We start from the raw sequence: 12,167 nt of genomic DNA, 5'->3' as shown, positions 1-12,167 counted from the left end.
TGGGGATGCAACACTTGCAGACGCCGTCCTTGACAGACTCGTGCATAACTCAATCAGAATAGAACTCAATGGTGAATCCATGCGTAAAACAAAAAAATCTTTACAGACTAAACCCCTTTAAAAGATAATCCACTGCGTGAGGCGTTGAAGTGATCAAATACTCCGGAATCGGTGATCAAATGCCTAACGGAATTAGTGATCAAGTCCTCCGGAATACGCACAAGTAAGCGATTGGGGAAAGCAGAGCCCCATTCACTAAAGACGAGATTACTTGTGATAATGGTGGATGCACGTTCTTAACGCTCAGAAATGATATCATGGAAGTCTTCATCTTGTTGATTACGTAAGGTCTCAAACCAAAGTCATCCACAATAAGCAATGGAATTTTAACAAGATCGGAAAACTTTTTGTCGAAACGCCCTGAGGCTTTCGCAGCCTGGAGTTCATTAAATAACTTGGTTTGAGAGATTCATAGCGCAGTGCGCCAGAGATTGTGCTATATGAGATTTCCCTGTGCCACAGGGTCCTACAATCAGGACAGGAACTTTTTCTGCAATAAAGCGACAGGAGGCAAGCTCTTGTATCTGAGCACGATTTATTTTTGGATTAAAATCAAAATCAAAAGCCTCCAACGTTTTGTCACTGCTGATGTGGGCGTTTCATGCGCGCCCGTAACTTATGGTTTTCCCGACCCAGAAGTTCATCTTGTAATAATAAGAAAAAAACTCAGTATAGGTTAGTTTCCTTTCTATAGATTCCCGATTGCGCTGTTGAAGCTTATCCACAATGTGGGATAATCGTAATTGCTTTAACTGAGCATTGATTTCAGGCATTGGGTGTATCATGAGTCTTTCTCCAGTTAGAACTGGTTCTTTCTACCTGATAGATATGTAATTTTACAATAATCCTTTATATTATTGATTTTTTTAAAACAAAACATAACAATAATATATTATTTTGTTAAATCTAGTTATTTAAATACAAAATTTAGTCATTTATGAGGGGATTTCAGTATCAGTTTTGCCATCTATGATTTCTTGTCTGTATTCTCGTAGTCGACTTTTTATAGCAGATATATTTTCTTTATGTTCTGCCAATTCTTCCTCTTCAAAAATCTTAGCCTGAAAATCATTATTGATACAACGCAAAGTTGCAATGTTAATTGGCCCATTAATCCCACCCGCATTTAATTGAATTGTATGGGCAAGTGTCCAGTAAACAGCAAATATTCCATCTTGGATACTAGGAATTTCTTTTTCCCAGAAAACATCACGTATAAAGGCAAGGAAGGGTTCAGCTAATGCTTGGCCTGATCCCATTGCGACATACCATAAACGGCTTGTTTCCTTGAATTCTGGCTGGAAGTCATTCGATGGGAATTCGCATAAATGTACTTGTTTTTTGCAACAAAAAGCTACTAGAGCTCCGAAAGATCCTTTTACTGCTTGAGTGGAACCGAAGTCTGTTAGAGCCTTTTGAGATAGCTGTCTTCCAACTTCAACATGATCATGCTTAAAGACACCCTGATCCCAAGCATTTTTAACAATTGATTTAAATCGTTGGCCTAGTCCAACTTGTCCAGTGCCTGCAACTATAATTTTATCATTAATTATGTCTATTTTCTTGGTTTGCATCTCAATTAATGGATATTGGCCCATGGCAGAAGTTGCGGAGCTATCTGCCCCAATGACGACGCCATCCTTACAATTTATTCCCACTAGTACAGTCATCTAATCAATCCTTAAATACGCTGTTTTGCTTCATTTCGGGATAAGCTTTATAAATAGCAGATACCAATTGAGAAAATGAAAGTTGGCGAACAAAACTAGAGAGTTTAGCAATGGTACTTTTTGTACTATCATCCAAGGTATCAGAGACTTCTTTTGCCTTTACAGCCCCCTCTTTTGTGAGTCCATATGTTTTCCAAGCAGAAGATTCATGCTCATGTATATCGACATAACCTTCATCTGCCAAAATTTCTAATTCTTGGTATACATTTTTATCAAAAGGCCCATAATCATATGGTGAAAAATCGAATCCATTCTCTGCGCAAAATGGGATTTTTTTTTGGATAAGAAAAAGTAATTTTTGTATCTGAACAGGAGTATAAGAATCCATGTCTGCGGGATATAAAGCTGCAAGCATAAGATCTTTTCGATTCATGAGTCACCATAGTTAGATAAATTAATTTTAAGTATAACTTAAAATAGCCTTTTTGTTGTCAGTAATTTGAATGTGTTGACCATTTGTCAATGGTAAGTAAAAGCTTGTTGAAGTGTATTGATTAAACCATGTGCATAGCGTTATATTGCCAAACTGTCAAGCACTTCAATTTTTTCAAGTAATGGTTGTTCAGAAGTAGGCTACATTTATTTACCAAAATCATCAAAACAATAATCACATATATGAGTTGTTCCGTTATCATCCCATTTATGGACATTTGATGGCAAAATTAAATTATCACATTGGATACAATGGCCTAAGTACCCATGTTCCAAGCATAACTGACATAAATATGCTAATTTATCTAGTTCAAGTATTAATAAAGAATCATTTCCACACTGAGAACATTCACGTAAGTCACTAGTATCAATAGTAGAAAGCTCAACCCCACCCTCACTTTCAGTAAAAATGACGAATTCTTTTATTAGATGAGACATAATATTTGCAAAAATATTATTGTTCAGAATAAATTCAATATTGTTTTCACTTAAGGAATGATCAAACTTTAAATTATCAGGTAGCATGATATTTACAAGTAGAAGCGAAGTAGTTGCGTCTTTAACCAATTGAGATGTATCGAATTCTCCCTCAGAATGAACTAACTTATTTCTTTGATTTATAACACCCTTTCTTAGGGTTTTTTTCAAAACATCTTTATCAATGGTGACGCTGCTCCTAGGAGTATTTTCTTCAGTATCCCATACCTCCAGTCCAGAAAATGATTTAATAATAATTTCTTCTAATCTACCTTCCCATTTTTTTTCTAATTCCCAATATGGTATGGTTTTATCTTTCTTAAATATCTCTTCCCTTCCCCATATATTTAAGGCAGCAGCTACCAATCCAAGCTCGATGCAAAAAGCTGAAAATAGTAATGTATATTTGTACTTATCTGGATCATTTCCTTTTAAGGCCTTATTCATCCAATATAAAGCTTCATTCAGATGAAATTTGAAATTGCTATCTATGTCAAAGGTAATCTTCATTGTCTAAAGCCTCTTTAATTCCCTATGTCTGATTTACAACCTTCCTTTTGAAAATACCATAGGACTTAGGTTAATCTATATTTCAACTAGCACTATCAGTTTGCCCTCTGTCTATTGCGGGTAGGGGGGGCTATTTAGCTGGCGCTCAGATATTCCATGAGTATAGGCATTATATTGCCAGGCAACAAACTGTTGTAATAATCTTGCATTCTCGAGTTTTAAACGCTCATTCTCCTGTTCTAATCTGTTAATCCGTTCTACTGCAACTCTCAACGATGGCGGTAACGATCTTTTTGGGATGCCTTCTTTTAGACACTTTTTACATAAAATATATGCATCAGTGATACGAGAAAATTTTAGTAAGGTTTGTCTTGCTGGTTTCGTACCGATCACTGGTACGCAGGCATCACATAATGCCTCCCATGTTAATTTATCACTCAAACCATCAAGTATTTCTACAACTTGTTCGATGTCTTTATCTGTAAGATGCTTAGCCAAGTCCACCTCCTAGTAGTTTTTGTTTATCTTCAATTAATGGTTGCTCAGGTTCATGCCTCTGAGTTTTAACTTCAATCGCTCGTCGTAAAGGGCTGTGACTTATCAATGAGACTCTTGCTTTGGATAATGGATCACATCGTGAAAAGAAACAGTTTCAGATGTGGTATTTCGGTAGCCATGTGGTTGATTCGCATTGAACCGAATCCCCTCACCCTGACGTAAAGATTTCCATACCCCATTTACTAGGAGCTCCATTGTCCCGTCGACCACAATAACATGCTCAATAACTCCATGCTCGTGTGGAGGTGATAAATGCTCGCAGCCTGGTAATAATTCGATGATGAATAGTTCAAAATTTAATTCATTATCAAAAGGGAACAGTGGCATTATGCGAATTTTTTCATCCAAGACATGAAGCTGTTGGGGCTGGCCTGCACGATAAATAGGACTGTTAAAATCAGTACTAATATCTTCAATAAAAGAAGAAAATGAGGTATGGAAGCCACTAGCAATTTTCCAAAGAGTCGCAATGGATGGACTAGACTCTTCCCGTTCAATTTGTCCTAACATTGCTTTACTTACCCCAGTCTCTAGTGCAGTTTTATCTAAACTCCATCCTCGCTCGCGACGTAATTCTTTTAAAGTTAAAGAGATATGCTTGTTTATATCTTTCACAATTCACCTATATTTAGAAACATCTTGTGCGTTATGACGCACGATGGTATTATAGCTAATTATGCGTTATAACGCACAAAATGTGAAGTCGAAATGTTTGGAGATGCATTATGTCAGAAGAGAAATTTAAAAATAAATTAGTGGCTGTTCTTAATAAAAGTATAGACACAGGTAAAGCAATGAACGCATTAGCTCATATGTGTATTGGTTTAGGTTCCGCCATTGGTAAGGCCGAATGACGCTTAACTGATTACAAAGATGCTGATGGAGGTTCTCATCCATTCATTTCGGAAATACCTTTTATTATTCTCTCAGAGAATTCAAACAAAATTAGGAAGCTACGAAATGAAGCTATTGCAAATCATATCATTTGTAATGATTTTACTGACACGATGACTATTGGTAATTACAAAGAACAGATTGAGAGAACCTTACAAGTAAGCAATGAGGAGCTTATTTATTATGGCATTGTTTTATTTGGAGACTGGGATAGGGTAACTGAGTTGACAAGAAAATTTTCTCTATGGAAATAATTTTAAGTAAGTTATAAGGCAGTATTATTATGAGTAACAATAGGGTACTACCGGATTTGAAAATAAGAATAGCTACATTACGCGATAGGAACGAAATAGAGTCGGTGATGAAGCGTTCTATGGAAATATTGGGTCAGGGGCATTATACACCTGAGCAAGTTCAATCTTCGATGCACTATGTCTGTGTTCCTGACGAACAAATAATTGTAGATGCTACATATTACGTTGTTGAAAATGAACATGGGGTTATGTTGGCTTGTGGAGGATGGAGTTTTCGCAATAAACTGTATGCAGGGCCAAAAAGCGAATCACAAGAAGACGTCAAGTTAGATCCAAAAAAAGATAGGGCACGAATTAGAGCAATGTTTGTGTTGCCAAACATTAGTAGCAAAGGTCTTGGGACATTAATTTTAAAAACGTCAGAGGAAGCGGCCAAAGTTTATGGATTTAGTCGTGGTGCTTTAGGTGCAACCGCATCAGGACTTGCCTTTTATAAGGCGAAGGGGTGGACGGCTATCAAAGAGGATATTGCTATGCTTCCTGATGGGGTTAAACTTAGGATAACTCAGATGGAAAAAGATCTTTAAGATGACTGGGGGTTAGGTTATTTGTTGAGCCATAGCCGGTAAGTGGTGGTGTTGGACTATTTGGGTAATGACATTTGATTGTTATGTTTTAAGCCATCAAAGCAAGTAACATATATTTTTTTTGATGATTGTGGGAGTTATAAAATTAGATGACTGATTCATTGATAAGAATTGCCAAAGAGTTTGATGCAGAGGCCATCGCTTTAGTTCACATTCGTTCATGGCAAAAAGCATATGAACAATATATTCCTGAATCAATATTAAGTCACTTATCAGTATCAGAACGAACCCAACAGTGGTATAGCCTATTACATGAAGGAGTACTAATTCTGGTACTGGAAAAAGATAATCATCTTATTGGTTTTGCGAGTGTCTGTGAGTTTCGCGATGGAAATAAAGGTAATTTATCAGGTGAAATCAGTGCTATTTATTTACATCCAGGTTATTGGCGCAATGGTTTTGGAACAAAATTATGTCAGGCCGCATTGACTGAATTATCAAAAGCTGGCTATAAAGAAGCACTTCTTTGGGTCTTAGAGGATAATACACCCGCACAGATGTTTTATGAAAATCAAGGTTTTCAGGCAACGAGTGAAACAAAATTAGAAGAGTTTTATGATGGAGGCGCATTATTAAGGGAAGTTTTATACAAGAAAGTACTTTAACAGATAACATTCCGGGAAAAACCTTACAACTCCATGTCTACTTCGCGGTTGATTTTTATGGATTGCACTTTTCCAGCGGTAAAGGAGCTAGTTTTTTCTATGGCCTGATTACTTCTATTATATGCAGCAACCAGTTGATTTATGTTCCTGCTATTATCAACGATTGCGGTGTTTTCTCTAATAGCGGTGATTTGGGAATCATTTAGTTTCATGGATTTTAGCTGTGCAATATTGGCAATTCTTTCTGGTATTGTTATTGGTTTGATGGGTGTCGATAGCGTACTTCCAATGTCCTTGTTTACCAATTGTTTTTGGAGTTCTGCAATCCCTTTACTCAAATGAATATCGTTCCAGTCCGTTTTTACTTTTCCTGGTAACATGTTAGGGAATACCGCTCTGGCGTTTAGATTATTTTGTTTATAAGTGACTATTGTTTTTTCAACAGCTTGTTGTGATTTAGCGAAATTCCCATCGTTATCACCTGCAATAATAATTTCTTTTGCATTGTATTTTTTGATGATTGGACTTAGATTTTTCATATTGGAAACGCCAAAGGAACAGAGTACAGTTGCTTTACTGTCTGCAATAGCGATGGATGCGCCTGTTTCAAATCCTTCGGCAACATAAAGTGGAGATCCTTGCATACCTTTTTGAATAATTCCGCAACTACCTTCTATGATTCCTTTTGATAGCTTTGGTTGGTCCATGAATTTATTTTTACTAGCCGTTTTGCTGTCAAGGTAAATTCTTTGAACACCGGTTATTTCACTTTTTTCATTCCGTGCGGCAATGATTAAAGCTGGGATTTTATTGATTTTATCTTCCAGTATTCCATCCTCATTACAATTCCTCCATTGGGAACCTGCAGGCCAAAAACGTACATCTAATTTATCAATAGCATCGATTCCACGATGTTGTTTTAAATATTTTTCAGCTAATGTCCCTTTTGCCTGAACAGAGCTATCCCAGATGCTTTTTGCTGAAATAATTTTGTTTCGCCTTTCCGTGTTGCTAGATTTTTGTAATTCTAGTTGATTAACTTTGGATGGCTTTATTTTATTAAAAGGCGCATCCAATTGATGTATCCCTGCCAAAGTGGCTGTTTGAGAGAGTGCTTCTTTAAAGGACAAATTATCTCTTTTCATAATCGCCTGAATTGGGGCGCCTCCCACCCCGTCACTAAAGTGATGCCACAACCCTTTGTCTTTACCTTTCAAGGTTACAATCAGGCCGCCATCGTAGCGTAATTCCCTAGAATTCTTTGTTCTTGGCTCACCCCAAATTGCTGTATAGGTGTTTTCAGGATTTACCATTAGAGATTCATTAATGATTCGGGCATCCAAAAATTGGGATGATTTTTGTAATTTCTGTAAGACTGGATTGACTGATTGGTCTGATTTTTGGGTGATTTGGTCGGGTTTAAAATCATAGTGAGTTTCCAGATCTTTGTTGATTGTTTTTACCGATACCACATTTAACGGGTATTCTTGTAAAGTCAGCTGATACCCTTTACCTTTTTCAATTTGATTAATGTGAGAACAAAGGGATGACCAGTTCTTTTTCCAGGCTGATACTGCTTTTACAGAATCAGCGTTTGTAATACTAGCATATTGGGTGGACAGTGTGTGTATGACCTCATTGAGATCCTTTATTTCCCGCAGTTTTATTTGATGGTTGCCCGCTTGCGTTAATAGTTTTTCTTTGTTGCCTTTTTCATAAGACAAAATTAAATCAAGAAACGGTGAGTCTTTCAGTTGGTGAGCTAGATAATCGCGTTTGGAGGACTGAGTGATTGCTTCTGAAATCAGCTTGTTATTTTGCAAGTTCCCATTTGCTTTATTACAATGCACCTGCTGCCAGTGCCTGTAAGCCTGAGTACTGGCCATTTTGTAACTCAGAAAGCATCGATAGTCTTTTTTCTCAGCAGAAGATAGGTTGCTTAATCGTTCCAGCCGGTCAGTAACTCGCAGGTATTTACTAATAATTTTCGTATCAAGATGTGCTTCTTTAATAAAGGGATGATGTCCCTTGATGTCGTTTTTAATCTCATTAATGGCGGCGAGACGAGCTTTGAAACTCCCTTTGCTTGCCATAAATTGTTTGATGTTTTCACTGTACTGGTGCTTTTCCTTTTGTACTGTCAGTTTTGCCAAATCCAATTTGAAATAGGCTGCTATTTCAGGAGTGCTCTTGTTTTGCAGTAACTCATTAGCTAGCGCATTACGAGAGGTTAATAATTCGACAGATTTGGGATTTACGCTATTCCCCGTACCTTTTTCTGCTTCTTTAAGACTTGCTGACCAATTCTCCCTAAGTTCCAACTGCAGTGTTTTATAGGCTTTGATGTTATCAAATACCAATCTTCCATCGGCACTTAAGCCATTACGAAATAATCTGTCGCTATGTAATCGTGCATCCTTATGAATGGACATCCATAATGTTTCTGGCTTTTGTTTGAGTTCTTTTGCATGGGTTAAAACAAAAGCGTGTGATGATTTGGCTTCTCTTTTAATTTGAGCTGCGAGCTTCTCTTTCTCTTCACCTTGGGCGTTTAAATACAAAGAAACATTGGTTCGTATCAAATCCCTTGTTGCATGCTTGCCAAGTGATTCCAGTCGAATCTGTGCTTTTTTTATTTCCTTGCCATACTCATGCTGCGGCAATCCAATCCGGTTCAGGTCACCAATGGAAAAATGTTGCAGATAAGGTTTATAACTCTCAAGATTTCGACTTATCAAAAAAGCCACTGCATTTCGTTTGGCTGCAAGTTGTTGTAGATTTATTTTATTCTGGTTTGAAATAGCATTGCCAACACCCTGTTCAAGTTCTTGGACTTTAATATGCTGGCTTCGTTTGAGAATTTGTTGGTTTAAGGTTACATAGTGCCTAACCGTTGATAAATGCTGGCGTTCTGATTCGGGCAGTGAGTGAAACAATTTCGATGTTTGAAAGCGCAGGGCATCGCGCCGATACGTACTGACACTAAAGCCTAAACGTTCTTTGGCAAGGCGATAGAGTTTGTGATCATTGACGATAGTAACCGCTAATTTTGCGGCTTTTCGTTCTTGCCCTTGCTGTTTGTATTGAAGATAAGTTTCTACAGTATGTTCTAAATCCTTCCAGTCTTGTTCTTTAGATAATTTTTTTTCAATGACATTTTGTAAGGCAAAACTGTTTTTATGATCTTTAAAACGCGTCTCATGGGCTTTCAAGGTCTCTGAGCCAACCATATCCATTGAGGAGTACTTATCACTATCATTAATGGTAATGGCTTTGACTAAATGTTCTTTATCGTCAGTGACTACAATCATTTCGCTAATACCCCGTGTTGTTTCCACGTAATAGTTTTGAATGGTCGATGCAAATCGGTTGAAACTTTCAATAAGGCCAAGACCTCTTTTTTTATCTTTTCCCTGAGTGGCATAGGTTGTGAGTACATAGCCATGATCTATATGGCGTAATTCTTTTGCCTGATGAGGTAAGTGAAGGGTTTGATTGTCTTCTGTGGTGATGATGATTGCCTCTTTGGTAATTTGTTTGATGGTTGCCAATTCAGAATTGCGAATACCTCTGTCTTCAGAATTGCGTTTCCATTGGATTTGATCACCTGCCATTAAATTCAGTATTTCCTGGCGATATATTTCGATTGGCCGCTCCAGGTCTTTATTTTCAGTTTTAAATTCAGGCAATGAGGACAACTTGAATGTGATGGTTTGCCCATTTTCACGCTTAAGGGAAAGCGTATTATTTTTCTTGTGTGCATTAGTTACTTGTCCAACGGTTAAATATTCTCCTGCTTTAATGTTGTGTTTCTGGATAGTACTATTAAAACGAATAACATCGTTTTGGTTATAATAAATTGCATTTCGAAGCTTGATACTGGTTAAATTGCGCTCTTTTAATATCGGTTGCAGGTGCTCTTGTCCTGTTAATACACCTTCTTTAATTAATTCATTCCGTAAAATCAGAGTGATATCCTGACGGTTCTTGTGAGTTGGCGCAAAGCACAGTGTGTTTTGCCGTTCTTCTGTTGTTAATGACAACCATTTACTCGCCAGATAGTCCACTCGTTTCAGATAAGTATCCGCTGTTTCTACATGGGTTAATTTTTCAACGGCATCATAGATTTCGCCACGCCCCGCATGAATAGCTGATTCTTTTAATTCCGCATCTTTCTGGCGAAGATTATCTGTCATAGCAACGGTTTTAATCCCATAATCTTGAATGACAGAGAATAATTTCCCGCTGGAGGGGGATGGAAGTTGGGCTTTATCGCCAATGATCTTTAACTGGGTATTAAACTGTTCTGCCAGTTTGATGATTTTATGGCCTTGTGGATTAGATAACATAGAAGCTTCATCTACCACAAAGATTGTTTTACTCAAGTCTTGTTTCTGATTCTGTAATCTCCCCAACTCTCTTGCAAAGGTAGAAGCATTTAACCCCCCTTTATGGCGTAGTTCATTGGCGGCTGCCGAGCCTGCTGTAATACCACGAATCTCATAGCCCTGAAGGGATGCTAATTCGCGGGTTAAACGTAACATCGTGGTTTTACCAGTTCCTGCATACCCTTGAATGGCAATAAATCGGTCTGTTGAGGTTAAAAAAGTGGTCATGGCTTTTTTTTGTGAGGGGGATAAAGCAAATGCCATCTCCTTTTCTTTTGTTTTTATAAAATCACTAACTTTTTGTTTTGAACAAATAGCAGAAACGGCACCTTTGCCATTTTCAATACGCTGGATGGACTCGCTCTCTAGGGTTAGTTGCCAGGGCGTTGTCAATAAGGGCTTTTGTGTGAAAGGATGCTTGGCCGTATACAGGTTTTGATTCGCAATGTGTTCATCAATGGCTTTATTAATTAAGGTTTCATCGATTATCTTGTTGCTGGCGATTACATGTTTAAGTGCTTCTTTTTTAAGTTCTCTTTCCTCAAAGACTGCGTGCTGTTGACTGATTGATTCAATGGCCACATAGACAGATTTTCTGGCATGATTCATTTCAATGTTGTCCTTGCCATAAAAGCGCTCAACAATTTTTTCTTTTAAGGTTTGAAACAGATTTTGCTGCGGCTTATACGATGACGCCACTAATTGATGTGGATCAAAACCCATCTCCTGGCATTCCTTAATGATGTCTTCTTTCCATTGATCATAATCAATGATTACCTTATCCAATTTTGTTTTTTGAGCCGCAATTGAGGATGCTTTGGCACCACTCCAGCCTTTTTCGTCCAATAGTGCGTCGATTCCTACCCTTCGTTTTGAAAAATGAGTTAATACCAGATCAGGCACTCCTTGAATTTCCCATAAGCCATCGCCATCAGAAACCACCTGATAACCAATTCCTTTAGTTAAATTTGCTAATTTGTTGCGAAATTTAAGCCCGCCATAGATATGGTGCTTCATGATTTGTTCAACCACTCCTTTTTGACTATCCATGTCACTGGCAAGTGATCGCCATTTTCCATCTGGGCAGTGAGTCATATTTTGGCCTACAAGGTGCGTATGCGAATTAGGATCATTGGCGCGAGAGCTTGGTTGGCGAAACGTGGCAAAGAGAAAATTTTTGGTATCAATGTATTCTATTTTGCCGTCAACAAGTTGCCTTGCTTGAGCAAACTCTTTTTCCATTTCTTCAACGAACCATTCAACAGCTTTATCAAACACCTCTCCAAGCCGTGGATCAGCCCCACTTTCAAGTAAAATTGAGAAAGATTTTGGGGCAGTCAAGGTCATATCAAAACCAGGGCGATGATGAATACCGTCTTTATCGATTCGACCGAGTTGAGTACCATCCGGTAATGTACCTTTAAGAAGGGCCATCATCTGTTCTTTTTCTACTGTTTGCCCGTGGATCCCAAGAATTTTCGCTCCCTCTCCTAACCAGCGCATGCTTTTAGAATCGTTTTCATAATAATTGACGACATCCAGATAATACGCTGCTGCTCCATCAGCACTGTTTAATGGCTGAAGACTTAACATGCTTACCTCCCGATTTATT

General features: G+C 37.9%; 11 protein-coding genes and 1 pseudogene. 4 read left to right on the top strand and 8 right to left on the bottom strand.

What is annotated here, in order from left to right; genetic code table 11:
- Positions 1 to 121 (top strand): ATP-binding protein (locus tag Lwor_RS13990; RefSeq protein WP_238584598.1); only part of this gene is annotated, 121 nt, incomplete at its 5' end.
- 78 nt (positions 122 to 199) lie between these two features.
- On the opposite strand, the gene Lwor_RS14275 is transcribed toward Lwor_RS13990, so the two are convergent.
- The 7 genes from Lwor_RS14275 to Lwor_RS00885 form a co-directional block, all read right to left on the bottom strand.
- Complete coding sequence (locus Lwor_RS14275; protein ID WP_115090916.1) at positions 200 to 469, bottom strand: ATP-binding protein; 270 nt, start codon at positions 467 to 469, stop codon at positions 200 to 202.
- Positions 447 to 650, bottom strand: a complete 204-nt coding sequence (locus tag Lwor_RS14270) for an ATP-binding protein (protein ID WP_115090917.1) — start codon at positions 648 to 650, stop codon at positions 447 to 449. The genes Lwor_RS14275 and Lwor_RS14270 overlap by 23 nt, the downstream gene beginning before the upstream one ends.
- 345 nt (positions 651 to 995) lie before the next feature.
- On the bottom strand, positions 996 to 1,730 hold the full coding sequence (locus tag Lwor_RS00905; RefSeq protein WP_058491875.1) for a hypothetical protein: 735 nt from the start codon (positions 1,728 to 1,730) through the stop codon (positions 996 to 998).
- A gap of 4 nt (positions 1,731 to 1,734) precedes the next feature.
- A complete protein-coding gene (locus Lwor_RS00900; RefSeq protein ID WP_058491873.1) occupies positions 1,735 to 2,163 on the bottom strand; it encodes a hypothetical protein in 429 nt (142 codons plus the stop codon).
- A gap of 206 nt (positions 2,164 to 2,369) precedes the next feature.
- The gene (locus Lwor_RS00895; protein ID WP_058491867.1) at positions 2,370 to 3,209 is read right to left on the bottom strand and encodes a hypothetical protein; all 840 of its coding nucleotides are present in this window, start codon (positions 3,207 to 3,209) and stop codon (positions 2,370 to 2,372) included.
- A gap of 111 nt (positions 3,210 to 3,320) precedes the next feature.
- Entirely contained in the window at positions 3,321 to 3,707 is a 387-nt protein-coding gene (locus Lwor_RS00890; protein ID WP_058491865.1) for a hypothetical protein, read from the bottom strand.
- A gap of 102 nt (positions 3,708 to 3,809) precedes the next feature.
- A complete protein-coding gene (locus tag Lwor_RS00885) occupies positions 3,810 to 4,382 on the bottom strand; it encodes a helix-turn-helix domain-containing protein (RefSeq protein WP_058491863.1) in 573 nt (190 codons plus the stop codon).
- A 110-nt stretch (positions 4,383 to 4,492) separates the two neighbouring features.
- Here Lwor_RS00885 and Lwor_RS00880 point away from each other — a divergent pair.
- From Lwor_RS00880 to Lwor_RS00870, 3 genes and pseudogenes are all read left to right on the top strand, one after another.
- A pseudogene (locus tag Lwor_RS00880) lies at positions 4,493 to 4,915 on the top strand (DUF2000 domain-containing protein).
- 29 nt (positions 4,916 to 4,944) lie between these two features.
- Positions 4,945 to 5,502, top strand: a complete 558-nt coding sequence (locus Lwor_RS00875; protein WP_058491861.1) for a GNAT family N-acetyltransferase — start codon at positions 4,945 to 4,947, stop codon at positions 5,500 to 5,502.
- 149 nt (positions 5,503 to 5,651) lie between these two features.
- On the top strand, positions 5,652 to 6,167 hold the full coding sequence (locus Lwor_RS00870; RefSeq protein ID WP_058491859.1) for a GNAT family N-acetyltransferase: 516 nt from the start codon (positions 5,652 to 5,654) through the stop codon (positions 6,165 to 6,167).
- Between the two features lie 23 nt (positions 6,168 to 6,190).
- Here Lwor_RS00870 and traI read toward each other — a convergent pair whose 3' ends face one another.
- The gene (traI, locus tag Lwor_RS00865) at positions 6,191 to 12,148 is read right to left on the bottom strand and encodes a conjugative transfer relaxase/helicase TraI (protein WP_058491857.1); all 5,958 of its coding nucleotides are present in this window, start codon (positions 12,146 to 12,148) and stop codon (positions 6,191 to 6,193) included.
- Positions 12,149 to 12,167 lie beyond the last annotated feature (19 nt).

Origin of the sequence: Legionella worsleiensis, assembly GCF_001467535.1 — a bacterium.
GTDB lineage: Bacteria > Pseudomonadota > Gammaproteobacteria > Legionellales > Legionellaceae > Legionella > Legionella worsleiensis.
Note: the sequence above shows the minus strand (reverse complement) of the source record. Positions and strands in the feature narration are given on the sequence as shown.

Excerpts from the sequence above, each read along its gene's own strand:
- Lwor_RS00905 (WP_058491875.1), bottom strand. The coding sequence starts at position 1,730 with ATGACTGTACTAGTGGGAATAAATTGTAAGGATGGCGTCGTCATTGGG.
- Lwor_RS00900 (WP_058491873.1), bottom strand. The coding sequence starts at position 2,163 with ATGAATCGAAAAGATCTTATGCTTGCAGCTTTATATCCCGCAGACATG.
- Lwor_RS00895 (WP_058491867.1), bottom strand. The coding sequence starts at position 3,209 with ATGAAGATTACCTTTGACATAGATAGCAATTTCAAATTTCATCTGAAT.
- Lwor_RS00875 (WP_058491861.1), top strand. The coding sequence starts at position 4,945 with ATGAGTAACAATAGGGTACTACCGGATTTGAAAATAAGAATAGCTACA.
- Lwor_RS00870 (WP_058491859.1), top strand. The coding sequence starts at position 5,652 with ATGACTGATTCATTGATAAGAATTGCCAAAGAGTTTGATGCAGAGGCC.
- traI (WP_058491857.1), bottom strand. The coding sequence starts at position 12,148 with ATGTTAAGTCTTCAGCCATTAAACAGTGCTGATGGAGCAGCAGCGTAT.